Origin of the sequence: Rhizobium sp. CB3171 (assembly GCF_029714265.1) — a bacterium.
In the GTDB taxonomy this organism is placed as follows: domain Bacteria; phylum Pseudomonadota; class Alphaproteobacteria; order Rhizobiales; family Rhizobiaceae; genus Rhizobium.
Genome location: NZ_CP121653.1, coordinates 1,115,303 through 1,134,288 on the forward strand (window position 1 = coordinate 1,115,303; position 18,986 = coordinate 1,134,288).

Annotated in this window: 22 protein-coding genes and 2 pseudogenes; 12 read left to right on the top strand and 12 right to left on the bottom strand. The window is 54.9% G+C overall.

What is annotated here, in order from left to right:
• Nucleotides 1–61: 61 nt before the first annotated feature.
• Nucleotides 62–814 carry a hypothetical protein gene (locus QA648_RS24445; protein ID WP_283054024.1) on the bottom strand — a complete coding sequence of 251 codons (753 nt, stop codon included), beginning with the start codon at nucleotides 812–814 and terminating at the stop codon, nucleotides 62–64.
• Between the two features lie 197 nt (nucleotides 815–1,011).
• Here QA648_RS24445 and QA648_RS24450 point away from each other — a divergent pair, with 197 nt between their 5' ends.
• Entirely contained in the window at nucleotides 1,012–1,542 is a 531-nt protein-coding gene (locus tag QA648_RS24450) for a GNAT family protein (RefSeq protein WP_283054025.1), read from the top strand.
• Between the two features lie 131 nt (nucleotides 1,543–1,673).
• Entirely contained in the window at nucleotides 1,674–2,408 is a 735-nt protein-coding gene (locus QA648_RS24455) for a phosphotransferase (RefSeq protein ID WP_283054026.1), read from the top strand.
• Between the two features lie 308 nt (nucleotides 2,409–2,716).
• Here the strand turns inward: QA648_RS24455 and QA648_RS24460 are convergent, their stop codons facing one another.
• Nucleotides 2,717–3,400, bottom strand: a complete 684-nt coding sequence (locus QA648_RS24460; RefSeq protein WP_283054027.1) for a hypothetical protein — start codon at nucleotides 3,398–3,400, stop codon at nucleotides 2,717–2,719.
• A gap of 413 nt (nucleotides 3,401–3,813) precedes the next feature.
• Between QA648_RS24460 and QA648_RS24465 the strand changes: the two genes are divergently transcribed.
• Together QA648_RS24465 and tnpB are read left to right on the top strand one after the other, a co-directional pair.
• Nucleotides 3,814–4,185 (top strand): transposase, encoded by a 372-nt coding sequence (locus QA648_RS24465; protein WP_240535525.1) that lies wholly within the window; start codon nucleotides 3,814–3,816, stop codon nucleotides 4,183–4,185.
• A complete protein-coding gene (tnpB, locus tag QA648_RS24470; RefSeq protein ID WP_283054028.1) occupies nucleotides 4,182–4,418 on the top strand; it encodes an IS66 family insertion sequence element accessory protein TnpB in 237 nt (78 codons plus the stop codon). The genes QA648_RS24465 and tnpB overlap by 4 nt, the downstream gene beginning before the upstream one ends.
• Here tnpB and QA648_RS24475 read toward each other — a convergent pair.
• Together QA648_RS24475 and QA648_RS24480 are read right to left on the bottom strand one after the other, a co-directional pair.
• Nucleotides 4,389–6,506: a recombinase family protein gene (locus QA648_RS24475; RefSeq protein WP_283047264.1), complete on the bottom strand. Its 2,118-nt coding sequence runs from the start codon at nucleotides 6,504–6,506 to the stop codon at nucleotides 4,389–4,391. The two genes, tnpB and QA648_RS24475, sit on opposite strands and share 30 nt — an antisense overlap.
• A gap of 292 nt (nucleotides 6,507–6,798) precedes the next feature.
• Nucleotides 6,799–7,260 carry a helix-turn-helix domain-containing protein gene (locus tag QA648_RS24480; protein ID WP_283047261.1) on the bottom strand — a complete coding sequence of 154 codons (462 nt, stop codon included), beginning with the start codon at nucleotides 7,258–7,260 and terminating at the stop codon, nucleotides 6,799–6,801.
• Between the two features lie 727 nt (nucleotides 7,261–7,987).
• Here QA648_RS24480 and QA648_RS24485 point away from each other — a divergent pair.
• Nucleotides 7,988–9,585: pseudogene (locus tag QA648_RS24485) on the top strand (IS66 family transposase).
• 506 nt (nucleotides 9,586–10,091) lie between these two features.
• On the opposite strand, the gene QA648_RS37050 reads toward QA648_RS24485, so the two are convergent.
• From QA648_RS37050 to QA648_RS24505, 5 genes are all read right to left on the bottom strand, one after another.
• Entirely contained in the window at nucleotides 10,092–10,145 is a 54-nt protein-coding gene (locus tag QA648_RS37050; protein WP_349254323.1) for a hypothetical protein, read from the bottom strand.
• A 139-nt stretch (nucleotides 10,146–10,284) separates the two neighbouring features.
• Nucleotides 10,285–10,713: a hypothetical protein gene (locus QA648_RS24490; protein WP_283054029.1), complete on the bottom strand. Its 429-nt coding sequence runs from the start codon at nucleotides 10,711–10,713 to the stop codon at nucleotides 10,285–10,287.
• A gap of 72 nt (nucleotides 10,714–10,785) precedes the next feature.
• Nucleotides 10,786–11,592 (bottom strand): alpha/beta fold hydrolase, encoded by an 807-nt coding sequence (locus QA648_RS24495; protein ID WP_283054030.1) that lies wholly within the window; start codon nucleotides 11,590–11,592, stop codon nucleotides 10,786–10,788.
• A 101-nt stretch (nucleotides 11,593–11,693) separates the two neighbouring features.
• Nucleotides 11,694–12,101, bottom strand: coding sequence for a DUF596 domain-containing protein (locus tag QA648_RS24500; protein WP_283054031.1), 408 nt, complete (start codon nucleotides 12,099–12,101; stop codon nucleotides 11,694–11,696).
• 196 nt (nucleotides 12,102–12,297) lie between these two features.
• Complete coding sequence (locus QA648_RS24505; protein WP_283054032.1) at nucleotides 12,298–12,813, bottom strand: hypothetical protein; 516 nt, start codon at nucleotides 12,811–12,813, stop codon at nucleotides 12,298–12,300.
• Nucleotides 12,814–13,230: 417 nt separating this feature from the next.
• Between QA648_RS24505 and QA648_RS24510 the strand changes: the two genes are divergently transcribed.
• From QA648_RS24510 to QA648_RS24525, 4 genes are all read left to right on the top strand, one after another.
• The gene (locus QA648_RS24510; RefSeq protein ID WP_283054033.1) at nucleotides 13,231–13,572 is read left to right on the top strand and encodes a transposase; all 342 of its coding nucleotides are present in this window, start codon (nucleotides 13,231–13,233) and stop codon (nucleotides 13,570–13,572) included.
• Nucleotides 13,573–13,656: 84 nt separating this feature from the next.
• Entirely contained in the window at nucleotides 13,657–14,031 is a 375-nt protein-coding gene (locus QA648_RS24515; RefSeq protein WP_283054264.1) for a transposase, read from the top strand.
• A gap of 64 nt (nucleotides 14,032–14,095) precedes the next feature.
• Nucleotides 14,096–14,515: a hypothetical protein gene (locus QA648_RS24520; RefSeq protein WP_283054035.1), complete on the top strand. Its 420-nt coding sequence runs from the start codon at nucleotides 14,096–14,098 to the stop codon at nucleotides 14,513–14,515.
• 815 nt (nucleotides 14,516–15,330) lie between these two features.
• Nucleotides 15,331–15,894, top strand: a complete 564-nt coding sequence (locus tag QA648_RS24525; protein WP_283054037.1) for a hypothetical protein — start codon at nucleotides 15,331–15,333, stop codon at nucleotides 15,892–15,894.
• Nucleotides 15,895–15,991: 97 nt separating this feature from the next.
• Here the strand turns inward: QA648_RS24525 and QA648_RS24530 are convergent, their stop codons facing one another.
• Both QA648_RS24530 and QA648_RS24535 read right to left on the bottom strand, forming a co-directional pair.
• Entirely contained in the window at nucleotides 15,992–16,486 is a 495-nt protein-coding gene (locus QA648_RS24530; protein WP_283054038.1) for a hypothetical protein, read from the bottom strand.
• A gap of 117 nt (nucleotides 16,487–16,603) precedes the next feature.
• Nucleotides 16,604–16,816, bottom strand: coding sequence for a hypothetical protein (locus QA648_RS24535; RefSeq protein ID WP_283054344.1), 213 nt, complete (start codon nucleotides 16,814–16,816; stop codon nucleotides 16,604–16,606).
• On the opposite strand from QA648_RS24535, the gene QA648_RS24540 reads away from it, so the two are divergent.
• The 3 genes and pseudogenes from QA648_RS24540 to QA648_RS24550 all read left to right on the top strand — a co-directional run bounded on the left by QA648_RS24540 (nucleotide 16,758) and on the right by QA648_RS24550 (nucleotide 18,448).
• Nucleotides 16,758–17,243, top strand: a complete 486-nt coding sequence (locus QA648_RS24540; protein WP_283054265.1) for a GNAT family N-acetyltransferase — start codon at nucleotides 16,758–16,760, stop codon at nucleotides 17,241–17,243. The two genes, QA648_RS24535 and QA648_RS24540, sit on opposite strands and share 59 nt — an antisense overlap.
• A gap of 128 nt (nucleotides 17,244–17,371) precedes the next feature.
• Nucleotides 17,372–18,122 (top strand): annotated as a pseudogene (locus QA648_RS24545) (IS5 family transposase).
• 62 nt (nucleotides 18,123–18,184) lie between these two features.
• Complete coding sequence (locus tag QA648_RS24550; protein ID WP_349254324.1) at nucleotides 18,185–18,448, top strand: hypothetical protein; 264 nt, start codon at nucleotides 18,185–18,187, stop codon at nucleotides 18,446–18,448.
• Between the two features lie 42 nt (nucleotides 18,449–18,490).
• Here the strand turns inward: QA648_RS24550 and QA648_RS37055 are convergent, their stop codons facing one another.
• The gene (locus QA648_RS37055) at nucleotides 18,491–18,709 is read right to left on the bottom strand and encodes a hypothetical protein (protein WP_349254321.1); all 219 of its coding nucleotides are present in this window, start codon (nucleotides 18,707–18,709) and stop codon (nucleotides 18,491–18,493) included.
• Nucleotides 18,710–18,986 lie beyond the last annotated feature (277 nt).

Sequence of the window (18,986 nt, forward strand, 5' to 3'; positions counted from 1 at the left end):
GATCCGCTCACGGTGAGTTATCGATTCAAATGCCGTTTCAACGGGCCAGGTGGTGACTAGCTCACATTTTGATTGCGCCACTCACACGCGTCGGCGGCAGTTCGCGATAGTTGGCAGTAACCTCGTTATGCAGCTTGATAATGTCATCGACCAAGACGTCAGGGAGCCGACAATGGGTTTTGACCTCAAAGAGGAATGGCTCTTGGTCATCTGTCGCGCTTGGGTAGTGCCGTTGATAGATGATATCGACATAGGGTTCACCCTTTTCAGAGCGGAGACCGAGCGATAAGTGCGAGCGCCCCACCAGGATATCTGAAGAGCTGTTTTTGAATGCTCCGATCCAAGACTCACTGCCCAATGAACGCTTTGCCGGTAGCAACAGATGGCAGGCATCCCCCACGGTCATTCCTCGCCAAGGCTCGCCGCTGCGGGCCTGCGCTTGCACGCGATCCGCATCCTGTAAGCCTATGCTTATGACTTCGGTCTCAAAATTGCGTTCCGCGCGGATTTCCAATGGAGCGGTGCCGAAACGCAGAAGTCCCTTATGATTTTTCTGAAACGCGCCAGCAAGATAGTAGAGATATTCCCCCCATGGTTCGATCTCCCAGAAAACCCCGTCATAGGTGGCAGGTCTAGTGTGATGCGCGGGGAAATCAAACCAGACGGGAAGCACCGCCGGATCGTCAATGACGAACTTTGGTTCGAGATTGACTTCAGTGTGTGCAGCCAGGTTGACCGCCGCATCACCGGACGGATTAACCGCGTTTGCCTTCGATGAATGGCCACGAAAGAACCTCTGTATCCAACCTGACATAGCACCCCCACAAACAAGAATCTCGTTTCCGCTGCTCCAAATGACATTACCGCAAAGTTGATCCTCCACGAGACTTGGATCGCGCCATGCTTCGGAGCAGCCGACGGGCTTAACCGGAGTGGGTTACTACCGGACGTTGCCATACGACCACGTTTGTCTAAAGTGGAGTTGGATCAATTCTGGCATCGGATGGCGCTGTGGTTATTTTAAAAGGTGCAAACGTCCAGCTAAGGCCCGCCTCTCTCAAAGACGCTGAAGCCCGGCTCGCGCTGGGGACAGATGTCGATATCGCCGAAATGTTTGGGGTAAGCCGAACAGACGCAAAGCCAATGACCATAGACGCAGCCCACAAGTGGGCTCAGGCGCAAACTGAAAACGGTCACGCCTGGATAATCGAGACCGATGGACGTCTGATCGGGGAAATCAAACTTCATAGCTTTCATGTTCAGGACCGCCGGGCATCGATGGCCGTCGCCATTTATGATCCAGCCCAGCTCGGAAAAGGATTTGGAACTGAAGCGATCCGCCTTCTGATACAGTATGCCTTTACGGAGCTGAAGCTCCATCGCATCGGGATAAGGGTCCTTGCTTATAATGCCCGTGCGATCCGTGCGTATGAAAAATGTGGTTTCGTGGTGGAAGGACGCGAGCGGGAAACGGCTTTCGTGAACGGCGTGTGGCATGACGACCTGATGATGGGTCTCCTCGCGACGGAGTATCGGACATAGCTGCAGCTGAAAGATGACTCTCCCAGCGGCGATGAATGTCTCAGCCGGATCGCGCCATTGGCGGACGTCGTGGTGTCGTAGACGCTCTCTATTCCGCTGGTTGATTTGATCGAGGCGCGAGGATATCGCCAATGGGATGGGAAGCACTCAGACAATGGGGTGAAGACGCGGCTCGTATCGAACCACTCGCTGGTGGAGTTGCCAACGACGTGTGGAGCATTCGCATCGGCGGGCGGATCGCGGTCGGTCGCCTTGGATCCAGGCCCGACGCTGATCTCGCATGGGAAACTGACCTGCTTCAGCACCTCCACCGCGAAGGTATGACCGTTCCAGTGCCGATCCCGACGATAGACGGTCGATTGTTCTCGGATGGTCTGGTGGTGATGAAGTACCTGCAGGGCGGGCCACCCGAGACCGTGTCCGATTGGCGTCGCGTCGCCGACACGCTGCGCGAGCTGCATCGTTTGACGCACGGCTGGCCACAACGCCCCGGTTGGAAATCGTCAACCGATCTCCTGCATGCGGAAACCGGAACGAGGGTCAACCTTGCCGCGATGCCGTCCGAGGGCGTTATCCGATGTAGAGCAGCATGGGCGCGGCTAATCGGGCGTCAGACTTGCGTTGTCCACGGCAACCCGAACAACCCTGGCAACGTCCGCATGACAGCAGATCGCGTCGCGTTAATCGACTGGGATGAGTCACATGTCGACGTCCCCGACCTTGACCTGGTGCTGCCCGAAAACGCTGCTGATCTCGACGAGGGCGCATATGATATTGCCGCGCAAGCGTCAGCCGCATGGGAAGCCACCGTCTGCTGGAGGGACGAGTACGCGGTGAAGCGGCTTGCCGAAGTTCGAGCGCTCTGAGTGATTGCAGTGGTCGGGGCGCGTTAACCCCTCCGACCTCCGACTGTCGTTCGCGACAATTTCCGCATTCGCGACGCCGTAGCGTGTCTCAAGCTGATCGTTCCCACGCGCAACGCTCTCCCATATCAAATCGCTGCTTTCGGCGGCGTTAAATGGCTTGCCATGTCCTCGCGACGGCCGGAAGGACTGAGACATGGACGTTCTCGCTGGCCTGGCTTGGACGCATATCCTCAACAAGTTATCTATCGGACCCGAAATGTGGCTATCCGAGCAGAACTCGCCGTCTTTCGCGATTTCATGGTGCAATCCTACGTTAACAGGAGCGGCGCTAACGGGTTTGCTAGAGCCGGAAGCTTTAGGAGATTGCGTGCCTTAGCAATCTCGCGTTCAATTGCGCTCTGGAAGTCCTCTTGAAACATTACTGCCTTCGAGAAATTTTCGGCTTTTAATTGTAACTCACGTACCCACGGCGCGTGAGCGGATGCTGACATCACCTTATCGAACTCCGCGCACGAAGCGCTCTTATCTTTCACGAGACCGGCGCTAACACCTGCGTGAAAATGGTCCCAGATGCTGATTTTTTCTGATCGTGCGAGATCAGCAGCCACAGCTTCAATCGATGAAAATCGTCGCCGAAAGGCGCTTATTTCAGCGACGGCAAAAGCGACGAGCTTTTCGACCTCTTCGGTAAAGAGTTCCGTGTTCCCTGCTTTCGTAAATGATCCGAGGCGACCACCCTGGTCGTATGAGAAATAGCCCTTGGCATTCCATAACCATGTCATGCCCACATTCAAATGGGTGCCCCGATCCCAACCGCTTGGCTGAAATTCTACAAGGGATATCCACCAGCCATTGTCTTTGTACCACAAGCGGGATTTCCCCTTTCGTACCAGACCTAACTCAGGCAGACGCTTCTCGGCAATCAGTGCAATCATGCGATTGTGATCAACGTCGTTTGGAGTAGCGTTCATCTTGTTTGTAAAATCCGCCATGCGTTTCGCAAAACTCCCTAGCAAGTTCTGCATCTGATATTCGGACTACCATAAGCTGGGCTTCTTCACGAATTTCATTAGACGAAACGCCTCGTGAAATAGCTGGCCCTGTTGACAAAGTCGCGGGCAATGATGCCGTGAAATCGCTTTATGACGAGAGGTCTTATGTCGGCACCGGATCGAGAAATAACGCTTCGGCTCAGTGTCCAACGCGCATTGCTAAGGGCAGTCTCGCCCACATTGGCCGCTGTTGCGTGCGGCTGGAACGACCGGCATTGTCCTGGAATTTATGGTGGACTCGGATTTCAGCGATGAAGATCGAGAGTAAGCGGACAGGCCATCCCACGTAGCATGGAGACGCGAAATCGCTCATTTTCAGCATGAATCATGCTGGGAATCCTATGAGTGAAGATATGAATCATGATCGTACGTTCGAAATTCTGACGGCGGAGCCGGTGCGAACGCGGCGGAAACCGAAGTCGTGGTCAGATGAGGCGAAAGCTCTGATCCTGGAGCAAGCGTTGGCTCCGGGCGCAAATGTCTCTGCGGTCGCGCGTGCCCATGGAATGGACCCATCGCAGCTCTTTGGATGGCGGCGCGTAGCCCTTGCATCTGGTTCGGTTCAGCGGTTGAGAGCAACCGAAAACGATGAGGCCTTTACTCGTTTCGAGGCGGTGCGGACGGACACTGTCGAGATCCAGGTGGGCGACACGACACTTCGCGTCAGCGCTTCGATCGATCCGGCGCTGCTGAGCGGCATCGTCAGGGCGGTACGGCAAGCATGATCGCTTCGGGTGTCGTGGTCTATGTGTCGTGCCAACCGGTTGACTTCCGCAAAGGCGCGGCCTCGCTGATGGCCCTGGTGCGCGATGGCGGCCTCGACCCCTTTAACGGTGCTCTTTATGTATTCCGCTCGAAACGTGCAGACCGGATCCGCATTGTTTGGTGGGACGGCAGTGGGGTCTGCCTTTACGCCAACGATCGGCGTTCATACTACACCTCTTTCCTCGCCAGTTGATGTTCTTGGCTCGGTTTGCATTTGTCGATACGCAGCAGCGCGATCTTCGAGTGGATTCCATCGACTGCATTGCTTTTGCGGCAGGTCTCCATCGGCGATTTCGTACAGGCTATAGTGCCCGTTATAGGCATGTCTGGTGATGAGGCCAAATTTGGCCCATCTGGCGACGGTTTGCTCGCTGATATTGAGATGCACTGCCGCTTCCTGTCTTGTCAGCATTCCCCGCTGTCGCAGTCGATCATATCGTGATCGCAGCTTATATTCGTGGATGAGATAGGCGACTTTGAGGGGTGTAAAGCGGGCGTCCTGGCAGCCGCGACGTGCGGTTCCACCTGGGCGATGCCCCTGCTCGTTTAGAATCTCGGCGATCTCGGGATAAATGTAATCGTCGAGAAGCCTATCGACCAGTTCAATGATGCTGGGCTTTGTCTTGATCTGCTGAGGAGAGGATTTTGGGTTCATGGTGGTGAGCGTCTGGATTTTGCCGCCCTTGAAGCGAACGTGAAGCTTAGTGGTTCCTTCCGCTGGCAACTTTAAGAGAGTGACATCCTCAATGATGTGGGCCAGCAATCGCTTGCGTTCGCGGCTTGGGGTATCCGGATCTTTCCAGAGCTGGTTGAAGTCGGCCGTCATCGCGACTAACCGTTCGTGGACAGCTTTATCGAGGATGAATTGATCGTGCTCTCGGCCACGTTCGCGCTCTTCGCGGGCACTGGCCAGCGTGCGAAGCTTCTCGTTCCATTCACCTTCGAGCGTGTCGGCGACGAGGCGGTTACTAGGATCGACAAGCATGAAGCGGCGCTGAGCGAGCTCGGCTTCCGTTTGGGCGCGTTCGATTGCGCGACAGCGCAGCCGGTCTGCTTCTTCATGCCGGGCTTGGATCTCCTTGCGGACTTCGAGAGCGAGTTCGACGGCCGCCGGCGTCATCTGCTCGGCAATCAGCATACCGATGGCTTCATCGACGGGAGGCCCAGCGATCGACTGACACATAGGCTCCGCACGATAAATGCGGGCACGATTACAAATGTACCAGGCTTCCTGCCGGCCACGTCGCGCCGCATAGCGAACCCTAAGATGGCTGCCGCACTGCCCACACACGGCCCGGCCTTGCAGCAGTGCCGGTCCCTCCCTTGGGATTGAAGCTCGTGCCGCTTCAAATCCACGGCCATTCGCCTTGAGGATCTTCAGATTCTCCTGATGTCGCTCCCAGCTGATATAGCCGGGATGAGCATCGGGAATGCAGGCCGGCCAGTCATCAATGTCGCGCGCACGCAGAGTCTTTTTGCCGTCGATGGTGCGTCGAAACTGTCGTCGGCCATAGGTATAGGCGCCAGCGTAGCGCGGATTGTTCAGGACACGCATCGCCGTCGATGCGGTCAGCGGCCGAAATAGCGTGCCGCCGTTGTGTAGGCGCGATGGAAACAATAGGCCTTCATTGCGAAAGACCTTGACGGTCTGGGAGGCGGACCCGAGGCGAGAGAACATCTCAAAGAAATGAATGATCGTTTCTCTGACTTGCATGTCTGGATCAAGAGTCACATTGCCGAAATGGTCATAGACCAGCCCGGTCGGTAGGAGGCAACGAAACTCGCCGCGCCGCACCTTATTGAGAATGCCGCCGCGCAGCCGGGCTTTGATCACATGCAGCTCGGCCTCACTCATTGTTCCCTTCAGGCCGAGCAGGAGCCGGTCGTTGAAACTTGCCGGATCATAGACGCCGTCCTCGTCGAGGATCAGGGTGTCGGCAAGGGCACAGATCTCCAGCAGACGCTGCCAGTCGGCATTGTTGCGCGCCAGACGGGAGACCTCCAGGCCCATGACGATCCCGGCATGCCCCATGCCGACATCGCTGACCAGCCGCTGAAACCCCTCGCGCCACGCCGCCGATGCACCGGACTCTCCTTGATCGTTGTCGATGACGATAATCTGCTCGTCGCGCCAGCCGAGGGCGACAGCGCGTCCCCGAAGCGCATATTGCCGCCTGGCGCTCTCAACGTTCTCAACGACTTGCCGCATGGAAGACTGGCGGATGTAGAGGTAGGCGCCGCGTTCGAGGTGATGAGGCTGGACTTTGAGATGTACATTCATGGTGACCTCCGATCGTTGGTGCTCATGGCGATTGTCGCAAGGACGTGAACGACGGCGCTGTGTCCGCCGTGCAGCGGACAAGCAAATGACGATGGGTAATTCTGCTCTCGCGGAGTGCTTGCTGCTGCGGTCAGCGCCTGAACCCATCCCCACATCCCCCGGCGCAGAAAGAGCATCAGGCCGCTACGGGCCATAAGCGGCAGCGCTGCGCCGAGGGCTGCCTTGCGCAATACCTCGTACTGGGACGCGATGGTCGACGGTTGGATCGGGCATGCCGCCGTCGCGGCAATGTTTACGTGCCGCTTTTTTTTAGAACCCGCTCGATCGATCTGGGATGAAGCTCGATATCGAGTTCCTGGCGGAGCAGCTTGGCCAGTTCCCGGGCGCGAACGGGTTCTCCTGGGGCGAGCTGCGCCTGCAGAAATGCCAGGACTTTGTCGTCGATCTTGTGGGGACCGCGGGGCCCCGGCTTCGTCGGCACCAGTCCGGCAATGCCGGCCATATCGAAGTTCACCTTGGCCTGGTAGTAGGTTGGCCTGGAAACACCGTACTCGTCGGAGGCCTCCGTCACCGACACCTTGTCGATGGAGACGCGACGCAGCATCTCGTATTTGACCTGCACGGCGTCGTGCGGATCGAAGAACTCGCTGCCCCGAAACTTTGGATCGCGCACCTTCTCGGGGGTGGGATTGAACGTGCCCTCTTCGATGAGGCCATCCGTCTTTGTGCGCTTGCTGTCGTACTTCGCAGACATCGATGGCTCCGAGGACATGAAGCGGTGTTAGCGTAATGCTAATTATGACGCATTTTGCTGCCTCGTCAAGACGATGCTTATGGTCTATTTGACGAGATATCTTGTATTTGCAGGCGTAACCTCTCATAAAAGCGACCTCTTGCGGCATAATCCACTTTACAAATGCGGCATATTTATCCTTACACTTCCGCACGTCAGCCCGGCCCCGATTTGCTCGAAAGGCGCTTCACCAGAGTGGCCAACTCCATTAAGTCGACTACCCGCAAGAGCGATCGCCCGTTGCTCATGACGACCTCAGGATCCAAGCTCACAAGATCAGTCCATTGCGGAGGAACCGACCAAACAGTGGTGTCCTCGGTCTGCAGCAAAAGGCGTTCACCATGCCGGTTGTAGCGCTTGCCGACGCACGGCAACTGCCGTGGGAATAAAGGATGAAACGGATGCGTCACCCGCACTAACTGCGTATCTGCGTTGGCAGTGGCTGCATTCTGTTGTGAGGTACAAAATAATCGAAGAAAATGGCTTCTGCTGGCCTGTCCCGTCTGCTACCCGCGTCCGTCTCGATCATGCGCAATTAATGGCACTTCTAGCCGGAATGGATTGGAAAAAGATCCGCCCCGCCAAGGTGCGCCGGCCACTTTCGATCGGCTGATGACGATGTGCGGCAAGTTGAATCATGTTGCTGTAAGTGTTGGGAAATCGGCTGATTCTATGCTCTATTACGCGCATGGTTTTACCCGGTCCAGACCTTCCTGACGACGTCGATGCGCTGAAAGCGATGATCATTGCTTTGAACGCAGAGAAGGCTGCGACTGACGCCGAAATTGCCCGAATGAAGGCTGTCCAACAGAAAGCCGACGAGCGGATCACCACTTTGACGGCGATCTTGAAGGTTTTGCAGCGGGCCCAAAACGGTACGCGCTCCGAGCGACTGCGGCTGGCGATAAACGACGAGCAGATAGACTTCGCTTTTGAGGAGGTCGAGACTGGCCTTGCGGCGATTGACAGCGAGCTCGGCCAAGTGGGCAAAGAGCGGCCAAAAAGGAGGCGCGGCCACGCAAAGGTTTTGCCGCCCATCTCGAACGCATCGAGGAAGTGATCGAGCCGGAGATCCCCGACGACTGCCAAGGCTTGGAAAAGGTTCTGATCGGCGAGGACCGATCCGAGCGGCTTGATGTCATACCGCCGAAGTTCAGGGTCATCGTCACACGCCGCCCGAAATATGCCTTCCGCGAACGTGACGGCGTGCTGCAGGCTTTGGCGCCCGCGCATATCATCGAAGGTGGGCTGCCGAGCGAACGGTTGCTGGCCTATATCGCCGTGTCGAAATACGCCGATGGTCTTCCGCTCTACCGCCAGGAGGCGATCTATCTGCGCGACAGCGTGGTTCTCAGCCGCTCTTTGATGGCCCAATGGATGGGGCATCTGGGCTTCGAGCTGCGGATCTTGGCGGATTACATCTTGGAACGCATTAAAGCCGGAGAGAGGGTTTTTGCAGACGAGACCACCTTACCGACGCTGGTCCCCGGCTCTGGTAGAACGATGAAGGCGTGGTTATGGGCCTACGCTTGCGATGACCGACCGTTTGGCGGGTCTGGCCCGCCGATGGTTGCCTATCGCTTCGAAGACAGCAGGGGTGGCAAGTGTGTCGCGCGTCATCTCGCCGGGTTCAGCGGCATCCTGCAAGTGGATGGGTACTCGGCTTATACCAGCATGCTCAAGGAGCGCGCCAAGTCCGGCAGCAATGAAACGATCAAGCTTGCCGGATGCTGGGCACATTTACGCCGAAAGTTCTACGAGCTGCATGTCGGCGGCATTAATGACGCTGCAACGGCGTCGATCACAGCCATGACGGAACTTTGGAAGGTCGAGGACGAGATCCGCGGCAGTGATGCCGAAACGCGCGCGAGGCGCCGTCAGGAGACGTCCGCTGGCATTGTCGCCGATCTCTTCCAGTTGTGGGAGAAGGAACTCTCCAAAGTCTCCGGAAAGTCCAAGACTGCTGAGGCGATACGCTACGGCCTGACACGCCGGGAGGCGCTGGAGCACTTCTTGACGGACGGCCGCGTCGAAATCGACTCCAACATAGTCGAGCGTGCCATCCGGCCCCAAACCATTACGAGGAAGAATAGTCTCTTTGCCGGCAGCGAGGGCGGCGGAGAGACATGGGCGACGATCGCCACACTTCTGCAGACGGCAAAAATGAACAATGTCGATCCGCTTGCCTGGCTATCTCAAACGCTCACCCGCATCGCAAATCGCTGGCCAGCCGCTGATATTGAGCTGCTCATGCCATGGAACTTCAAACCAGACGCCGTCGGCTAACCGCTTACGATCGAGAGCGTTGTGAGGTAGCTGCAACGGAGGTCGCGGCAGATTTCAGCCATCAAACAATTACGACGGTTTTGACGTCGCCGCCTTCCGGTGGATTGCAGACGCAGATCGTGAAGACATGGGGTATATGAGCGATTTCAGCCAACGGCGATGACTTGGAGCGAAAGCTGGAATGATCCTTCGTTTTGCAAATGCTGGCGTGGTCGACAGGCTCTTTCAGGAGAAGGTGACCTGGCCAGAACTCGACAAGTAGATAAAGGGTGTATTGGGACGGCGCTTACCTGCATCCGGCAGCACGCCACCATTGGACAAATAGAGAAAGCAAATTCACGCCGCGTGATCTACCAAAAGCCCCTTGTAAGTCCCTTTAGCCCCAGCGGCTTGCGAGTGGGTCCGGACTGTCGTGCTGTCGATCATATGCTGTCAATCGTCGGTCAGCGCAAGTTCTGCGAGCGTTTCAAAGGATACGTCCCAGACGCCTTGCTCAGCCCTCAGGCCTAACACTCATGCATGTCACGCCAAGGGTAGCCGAAACGCAACACATAGAGCATCCCATCGAAGAACCGACGATTGTCATGGGAGCGACGCGACTTGCGTCCCCGTTCTGTCGCTCAGGTCGCCTACCGCCGGTCGCCTCGTAAAAGGCAGCATTGAATCACGTTGTAAGTGATATGGGAGTGCCAAGCCTAATTAAACGGCCATACCGCTCCCTTTCAGCCCGCTTAGAGCGATTAGCAATGTTTTTTGTGGGTGCACCTTCTCAGCATGGTGGCCGATAACCGCAACTGTCTCAAAGAGAACTTCGATCATGATATCATTGAAAGAAATAAGCCAAAGCCGTGGCTTGAGGGAGCGCCATCTGGTAGTCTCCAAGCCGCCGATTACCTCGTTGAAGGCCCACGGATTGACCGGGTACCTACACTCCCTTAGGCCCTCAATATTGACGGGGGTTATCCGGAAATCGGTAATCCTTCCGAACTTGAGAACGACATTGCCGCCTCCCGAACGTATTGATGCCTCATAGCACACGAGGGCGTCATTCCCGTCATAGAACACAGCAGGGTTTTCGACCGTTCCTATCTCCGGAAAAGCCTCTTGGGGAATTAATACTTGCATCATTCATCTCGGTTCAGGTTTGGCGAGAAGTCGTGCCGCAGGGCTCGACGCCATTGGCGGCTTTGTCAAGAGAACCTAATTTGGCAAAGGAGCCTCAACATAACCTGAATTTCCACCTGGGGCGGGGATGTGTAAGCTCGCGATATGATCGAGCAAGATGCTGCCGATATTATCAGAAGCGAAATCATGTGCTCGATTATTGAGCGTTATCAGCTTCATATGACGGTTCGCAATATTCGCCTGGCTCAGGACGATGGAGTTCATCAGCGAGACCGTTGGGTCACCTACATCGTGTGCAATCGTCCAGGGAATCTTGATTTCGCTCGCTTTTTCAATTGCCAGGAATTTGTCCGATACAAAGCGTCGAATAACTGCGGGGACCAGCGCAGCGACAGAAGCCACCGTTCCCACCGTAATGAGGCCAGCGATGCTGTCGCTTTTCTCGGCGACAAGCTGGACTGCGATGTTGCCGCCAAGCGAATGGCCGACAATGATCAGTGGAAGCTCAGAATGGTCGATGGCAAACTTCAAAAACGCTCTCGCATCCTGCATCAACCCCATTTCTGTAGGATGCCCCGGATTGCCGCCATACCCACGGTAATCTGCCACGACGACCTGAGCGCCAAGTTTGAAAAAAGGTGCGACAAGATGCGCACGCGTGGCGGCACAGCCTCCATTGCCATGGAAAAACAACACGCAGCACTTCGCCTCAGCGGGAATTTCGCTTGCGAGTCCCCGGATCGCCAGGCCATCGTCAGTGGGCACCGTGATTGGGCTGAATGCCACTCCTTGATGGCTACACGAACCGCATTGAATGGCGTCGGGATAGTAGATATTTGCCCGGACTTTGTTATCAACGGCTCGCAATAGGCTATTTAGCACCCTTACTTTCCTATCCGCGTGTCGGTCCAAACAATTTCTCGTTTAATAAATATCGCCGTTGGGCAGAAAAAACAACGACAGGTTACTGAGGAGCAACGGCATCAAGTCCACTCTTCGGAGCCGTCGTCTCTTATCCACACTACCGCCGCAGGGCATTCGTCGCGAAAGAACCACAGAGTTTCCTCGTTGATTTTTGCATCCTCTGACATTTTGTCAAAATCGTCTTGTGCCGTGGATAAAAGAGCCTCCGTCTTCCCAAGCACCATGGCGCGGCGGTCTATTGGCAAAGATTGCTCCAGAAGCGAAATCTGCTCAGCGATAGAAGCCTTGAGCAACGAACCATCTTTTGAAAGTTTTATCCTTTTTTGATCTAGTAGAGCTTCGACTATGCCGAGAAAAACCCGACGCGCTTCGTCGAAGATCTTGTATTCGTCTCGAACAAAGGCCCAGAGGCCGTTAAAAGCCCAAAGCTCCGAAAGTTCGACGATTTCCTGCCATCGCTTCTGCATTTATCACCCTGTCTGGCGAGTTTGTTTTCATCCCGAGGTTGACTTGGCAATCACCCATCAAATCAGTTCAGAAAACCGATTCGAGATAACGGTTCGATCAATCATGCTCAAAGAATTTATTCTCGCGGCATTATCTAGGCTGCCACAAGGTGTGATTGGGGCACCGCTTACTGTTTTGCGACGACAGGCTTGCGTCTCAAGGGGAAATGACCACCTCTGCGCCCGAACCGACCTGGGCGAACGAAATCTCTTGTGAACCCCGTTTCCACAGAGCAGTTGTTGCCACTTCATTTTTGTCCAGATTTGATGGACGGCCGAGAAGTTCGATCAAGGCGTCCAGGAGTCCGGCAGCGACTTTGACCGTATAGGCACATGCTGTGTGAGCATTCGGACCTTGCGCTACCCAAAACGAGATTAACTCTTCGTTTTCAGTTGAGGTTTTTCGCCAACCAACGACATCGACCGTACCGCCGTTGTACGACATGAAGCTCTGTCGCCATTTAACCGTGTCCGGGTCCGTCGCAGGTATCGCGTCCCAACCAAGTTGGTTGCCCTTTGCAGTCGCCTCTGCGACAGTTTCGGAACTGCAAACTTCCATCAAACGCGGGGGCGACAGCGCCTGGACTTCCGCGAGAGCAAAACCGCCAGCGCTCAACGTGCTGGTTGTGTATGCGGTCGCTCCAAAGATGATACGCCAGGATTTCGCATCCATCACTGTGTCTCCGTGAATTGCCCTCGGTGACGCACCGTAGTTTGTGTTCTGGCGCATGCAAGCACCAGGATATATGCAATGTGCCCACGACATCAAAACTAAACGACCAGCGCTTCACTGGAATCGCTTGCTTCCTCTCTCTGAGCCAATGATGCGGTCTTTGCCGGGTGCTTGCGACCATCCCAACCAACGGCTGGATGATCTGTTGCCGTGGAATTGGAAATGCCTAAGAGCACAAGCGCGGCATGCAGCTTGATGCACTTGAACGGGCAATAGTGAGCGCGTAGGTTAAACGCTCCCCCGACAGAACACTGCGGACGGCCGTGTTATCTTGCCTCTGGTGCTAGGTCCTGTTGACAAAGTGGATTCCCAAATCAGCTAAGGCGTGATTCAAGACTGCTTTTTAGGAGGCAGGCCATGGCGCGAGGCGATTTGAGTGATGAGGAATGGCCCATAGTAGAACCGCTATTGCCGACTGAGTGTGGTCGCAAATCTCGGCCCTCGCATGACAACCGCCGCTTTTTCAATGGCATGCTCCATGTTCTGCGCGTTGGCTGTCCCTGGCGCGATATGCACGAGCGATACGGAAAATGGAATTCGGTCTATGTTCGTTTCCGCCGCTGGGCCGAACAAGGTGTTTGGGACGCACTTCTGGAAACGCTTATCGAGCTTGGACTGACCGACAACTGGCAACATAGATTGACAGCACCACGGTTCGCAGCCATTCGCAGACAGCGGGCGCTAAAGGGGAACTCATAAGGAGGCTGTTGGTCGATCACGCGGCGGCTTTACGACAAAATCCACGCCCGCGAAGACGGTCAGGGACGTCCTCTTGGCTTTATCCTGACGGGTGGCGAGACCTCGGATTACAACGCCGTTCCCGAATTACTGGCCATGCCGGTTGGCAAACCAAGCTCGTTTCTCGCCGACAAGGGTTACGATGGCGATTCCCTTCGGGAAGAGTTGCTGTTCCACGGCATTCGGCCGGTTATCCCGCCAAAAGCAAACCGCAAAGACCCGCCTTCTTGCGACTTTAAAGCGTATAAGGATCGCAACCGTATTGAGCGAATGTTCAACCTTCTTAAACAGTCTCGGAGGATCGCAACGCGATATGACAAAACCGCAAAATCATATTTGGCGTTTCCATCAATCGCAGCAGCCAGGATTTGGCTTCCGCTCTTTCGCAATCCAGGGGTTGTAATCAATTCGGAGTGTTGATGTAGTGTAAAGCAGAGCCTCAAGCGCTACCACCCATTACGATGCATGATGAAACTGCTGCCACATGTCGATTTACGAGTTCACCCGAAAAAAACTAAAGACGCATGGCGTGCAGAATTCTCACGATGGAAGAATCATCTTCAGTGACAAGCGCCTTTTCCTAATGTTCGTGAGGCTTGAGCGTGCTCGGAGGTTCGAGGATATTGTCATAGTTCAAAAGGCGGTCAACGAAATTGCTTCGTATTGTAAGTCTATCGGAAAGCCACACCTTATAATATTTTCTTTTATGTATCTACGATTTTCAGATTTGACACCTCATATCACTCATCGCGGTGAGGTTTTGAGTGATGGCGACATTCGATATGTGAAAGATTACACGCGCCGCCTTTCACAAGAAGAAGTCGCTATCGGCGAGTGGGCCTTATCTATGTTTGAAAAATATGAGCGTTTTTTTCTCAGAGTTATTGCCAGAGGCGAGGAATGACGACGCCAGAACTGACAGTCGCCTACTTTGTCAACAGGACCTAAATGGCGTGGACGGGGTGTTCGCACGCGTACTCACGACCGGAGAAAGTAGTGCCCCAAGGACCGTCCAAACCGGTGTAACGCGCTCGCCAATTATCAAGCCAGTAGCAAAAGCATCGCCTCCCGATGATGAAAACGGGGGCGATCTTCAGCGCGATTCACGCGCACCGCAGGTAAAAGTCACAGTGAAGATGATCGCGAAATTTCGAAGTAATTTTGGAATGGACATAAGGTTCCACTGGGACAAAATCGCCTGGCCGAATGAACGGTTTGGGTTTGCCTACAAAAGTTCAGCACGTACATGCTTTCAATGAGAAACTTCGTCCAACGACATTTGCTTGCATATCGACTGTCACTCGTGGGGATATCCGGGTTAGGCTGGTATCTGTATCCCGACGTCTTCGTGATCATACCACTTGCGCTGGTACCGGCTATTTGGGGAGCCGTGTTCAGCCCCTGGCGTGAGAAGTACAAAAACAATTCGCAGATATGGCAAGCGATAGACTGGTACGACGGTGTCGTTTGGATTTGGCGTGGTTTTCCAACGAAAAATGGTTAGGGTATCTCGGAGCAGAACCATGCTCGGATCGAAGTTAAATTCCTTTGGGGTAAAGTTTCTTTTTTCTTGGAAATTGTATCGCACCTATCAATCTCGGTTTATTTCATGGCTGCCACTGACCCTCGATGACTTCGTGAAAATGCTTCCGCGAGATGGCCGCCGAGGTGGATCGTTTATTTAGGAATGGATCGTAGTTGGTCTGCAAGGTGCCGCCCATGTCCGACGAATTGCATAATTTCCGCAACAGCGCCCAATCTGAACAGTCTGGGGTCATCCCTAGAAGCCCCGTCCCGGCTGATCGGTTCGTAATATGGCCGACCATGGTCGTCATCGGGGCATTGGCGATTCTCACGATGATGAGCATCTCCAGCCTGATGATGGCAATCGCGGCTTTCGTTGCCGTAGTTCCGCTCTTATGTGCTGGCCTTGCCCTCTTGCGGTTTTTTCAGAGCGTTTTGAAGAGGAGATGGCGTGGTGCCGCATCGCTGGCGGTCGTGCCGCTGTTTCTGATGGCGCTTGCGTATGCCCCGTTGAAGATTGTTTATGCGACGAACTACGTAGGGAATCTCATTGCTTTTGCAACGGTAGTTCATCAATTCGATGAAGAATTGTCCAAGCTTCCCGACGACGGGAAGCGGTATCATCAGTTCGATTGGGGCAGTTTCGGAGGTTTAAACGTCTCGCTGACCTATGATGAGACCGATACGCTACCGACTACACTTCGAGAGTGCCGTTCCGTAGATCATTTCATCGGGCACTACTATTACTGTCTGTGGTAGAGCCGGTGCTTATTAAGAACGCGCTGCGATGTGCCACCCAGACTGACGTTGTGGCAAGATGGCGCAAGCCTACATCCGCTGGATAAACAAGCGACTCTCATGATCCAAAGACAATCTGACACGCCGAGGTGCTTGCCGGAAACAACCCATCTTCGCCAACGGGTACCGGCACATCATCCAGCGTCTTCACCTGAGCAACAGCTCCGTCCTTTGCAGTGAGCGCAAGGGTGCAGGATACGTCGTCATCATGCTCCGGAACGTAGCGGTGCTTCGTGATTACCATGTTCAAGGTCACCGTCTGCTCGATATATGTCCTGGCGGGTATCCGCACTACCCGAGATCGCTGCCAGGTTAGCACTGTGGCTTCGCCAGCGTTGCTGCGGTTCGTCGGTGCCCCAAACTTTTCCTGGAATTTCGAGATTGGTTTGCCGCGCCATTCGTTCCCGACTTTGTTATAAGGGGCCGCAGCGGCTATTCGGATGCCCTCCCCTAGCTTTGCAACACCACCCTGCAGACCCTTGACCGCTCCGCCGCAGCCGGAAAGAAACAACGGGAGGATGGCAATGATCAAAAGCCCTTTCGTAAGTTTCATTTCGCATTCCTACTCCGCGACAATTCCGATCAGAGGTATTTGCGATAAAGATCGTGCTGGAACGCAATCTAGATGCAAGTTGCCCTTGGCATTTGTGCGCTGAATACCAATTGGCTGTTAACGCGGCCCATCATCTATCGTTAAAATTGCATCTGTGGCAAGATCGGGATGGCGATGTCTGCTAAAACGGGTGGTGGACTTATGCGGGATCGCTGAGGCGCAGATGGTGGACATTGAAATCTCATCAACCCGAACTGTCATCAGGCTTTTTATGCCGAAGGACGCCGTCGAGGTTTTCTCTTGCATTTCGCCGAAGGTGACGCGGTTCATGGCATGGGATCCTCCGGCCTCACTGGCAGACTTCGCTGACGTCTGGCGAACATGGCTACCCGCAATCGAGAGCCGGTCCGACTTCCACCTTGTCATACGCGAGAAAAGAGACGGCCGCTGCCTTGGGCTTGTCGGCCTACACGCTGTCCAATCTGGCACCCCAGAAATTGGCATTTGGCTTCGATACGACGTCCATGGAATGGGGTTTGGCGGCGAAGTGGTTGGGGCTGTAGCTGCATGGGCAAGCCAAAACGTCGCCGTTGAATATTTCGAATATCCGGTCGCCGAGGATAACATTGCCAGCCGACGGATTGCCGAAGCATATGGTGGCCAGATTGCGGAAACGCGCACGAACTCGAAATATCGCTCGGTTGTCTATCGCATCCCTCCATTGCACAGCAGCGCAGATAAACTGGTTGACCAATAAATGAATGTTGCCGGTACGGAACACTCGCATCGCCACGGAGATGGCTTCAAAATCTCCTATGCGCTCTCGGGCTTTTTCCTTCTCCTTTATATCGAGATCGTCATGGGGCGTTGAGCTGGAGATACGAAATGGCTTTGTTTTGGCTGTCTGACGACGAGTGGACAACAATGGAGCCGCACTTGCCCAAGAACCAGTCAGGTGCACGGCGAGTAGATGACCGTCGGATAATTTGGGGCATCATCCACGTTCTGAAGGTTGGTTGCCGCTGGTGTGATTGTCCGGCCGTTTATGGCCCCCAACGACAGTCTATAATCGCTTCAATCGTTGGTCACGGCGAGGCTTTTGGCTCAAGTTGCTCGATGCTCTCGTTCAAACTGGCGCAGTGACCAAGAGCACGGCCATCGACAGCACTTATGTCAAAGCTCAGCGGGCAGCATTTGCTGCAAAAGGGGGCGGCAAGAAGAGGCCATCGGCCGGTCTCGCGGCGGTTGGACGACCAAAATTCACGCGCTCTCCGACGTGATCGGCCGCCCGTATGCTCTTATGCTGACAGCAGGAAACGTCAGTGATGTAAAAGCCGCTCCAACCCTTGCTCGAACGCGCTGGCCCGATACGTTACCTGCTAGGAGACAAAACATATGACGCGGACAAATTGCGCCGCTCGCTGCGAACTAACAAGCGCCCCCAGTCATTCCGGGTCGACATAATCGAAAGAAGCCCTTGTCGCTATGACCAGCAGCGATATCGGGCGCGGCATCTGATCGAGAACGCCTTTTGCCGCCTCAAGGATTTTAGTCGTGTTGCTACCCGATACGACAAACTGGCCGCAATTTCCTGTCGGCAGTGGCGTTGGCAACCATGATATCATTCTGGCTTTGAAAGGCAGCGCCATGCTCAACCCGGTGATGAACAACACAAAATGGAACGAACTCAGGCTGGAGATGTATGCGCTGAGCCCGCCCCCTGCATGGAGCACGCTTTCTACCAACGGCCACCGTTACGGGCCTGATCGGGAATGGTTCTACCACTTTAGAGAAGGCGGTTACGAAGACATCGTCCACGTCGATATTCACGTTGAAACACCCTATCAGCGTGATCTTGTCCGATCCGCACTCAGGAAAGTCCATGTCCCGGGCGAGGAAACGCCTCAAGGTTTTCGTGTGTTCGGATATCTCCGGGATGGCCAAGGTGCCGACTATATCTGAAGCTTGCGCTCGGCTGATTGAGTCTCGGCCCTAGAAACGGGCCTACCGGCCGCATTTGTTCGCAAGCAGGCGAAGACCTATGGGACATGCCATGCCGTCGAGGGACAGGATGTTTCTGATCGCCGCATTACATTCATCGAAGACGTTATTACGACAGGCGGGGCGGTAGAACATGCTTTCCAGTTGGCAGTCGCTGAACAGGCAAATGTGCTTGCCGTCGTCTGCGCCATTTGGCGCGGTGACGGCAAGCCCCAGATCCAAGGAGTTTCACAACTCCCCGTCCATGCCGTCTTTACCAAAGAGGATTTGGAAGACGGACGTTGAGGCAAGGCGATCCGGCATTTCCCCAATACTCTAGTCAAATTATCTTCGCGTCATCGTCGGAACGGATGCAAAATGCGACAGGCTGGTGGCTGCCCTTCTTCGGACGATCATGACCGAGCAGGTAAATGTCGCCACCTCACCGAAGCTGGTTTGAGTTGACAACGCTTTTACGGTTCCGCCGTGTGAGCGAGGGCGCAATTTCTCTCGTGGAATT

Excerpts from the sequence above, each read along its gene's own strand:
- QA648_RS24500 (WP_283054031.1), bottom strand. The coding sequence starts at position 12,101 with ATGCAGAAGCGATGGCAGGAAATCGTCGAACTTTCGGAGCTTTGGGCT.
- QA648_RS24530 (WP_283054038.1), bottom strand. The coding sequence starts at position 16,486 with ATGAAACTTACGAAAGGGCTTTTGATCATTGCCATCCTCCCGTTGTTT.
- tnpB (WP_283054028.1), top strand. The coding sequence starts at position 4,182 with ATGATCGCTTCGGGTGTCGTGGTCTATGTGTCGTGCCAACCGGTTGAC.
- QA648_RS24480 (WP_283047261.1), bottom strand. The coding sequence starts at position 7,260 with ATGTCTGCGAAGTACGACAGCAAGCGCACAAAGACGGATGGCCTCATC.
- QA648_RS24460 (WP_283054027.1), bottom strand. The coding sequence starts at position 3,400 with ATGGCGGATTTTACAAACAAGATGAACGCTACTCCAAACGACGTTGAT.
- QA648_RS24455 (WP_283054026.1), top strand. The coding sequence starts at position 1,674 with ATGGGATGGGAAGCACTCAGACAATGGGGTGAAGACGCGGCTCGTATC.
- QA648_RS24540 (WP_283054265.1), top strand. The coding sequence starts at position 16,758 with ATGCCGAAGGACGCCGTCGAGGTTTTCTCTTGCATTTCGCCGAAGGTG.
- QA648_RS24475 (WP_283047264.1), bottom strand. The coding sequence starts at position 6,506 with ATGAATGTACATCTCAAAGTCCAGCCTCATCACCTCGAACGCGGCGCC.
- QA648_RS24490 (WP_283054029.1), bottom strand. The coding sequence starts at position 10,713 with ATGATGCAAGTATTAATTCCCCAAGAGGCTTTTCCGGAGATAGGAACG.
- QA648_RS24445 (WP_283054024.1), bottom strand. The coding sequence starts at position 814 with ATGTCAGGTTGGATACAGAGGTTCTTTCGTGGCCATTCATCGAAGGCA.
- QA648_RS24520 (WP_283054035.1), top strand. The coding sequence starts at position 14,096 with ATGTCGATTTACGAGTTCACCCGAAAAAAACTAAAGACGCATGGCGTG.
- QA648_RS24550 (WP_349254324.1), top strand. The coding sequence starts at position 18,185 with ATGTATGCGCTGAGCCCGCCCCCTGCATGGAGCACGCTTTCTACCAAC.
- QA648_RS24510 (WP_283054033.1), top strand. The coding sequence starts at position 13,231 with ATGGCGCGAGGCGATTTGAGTGATGAGGAATGGCCCATAGTAGAACCG.
- QA648_RS24465 (WP_240535525.1), top strand. The coding sequence starts at position 3,814 with ATGAATCATGATCGTACGTTCGAAATTCTGACGGCGGAGCCGGTGCGA.
- QA648_RS24535 (WP_283054344.1), bottom strand. The coding sequence starts at position 16,816 with ATGAACCGCGTCACCTTCGGCGAAATGCAAGAGAAAACCTCGACGGCG.
- QA648_RS24505 (WP_283054032.1), bottom strand. The coding sequence starts at position 12,813 with ATGGATGCGAAATCCTGGCGTATCATCTTTGGAGCGACCGCATACACA.
- QA648_RS24525 (WP_283054037.1), top strand. The coding sequence starts at position 15,331 with ATGTCCGACGAATTGCATAATTTCCGCAACAGCGCCCAATCTGAACAG.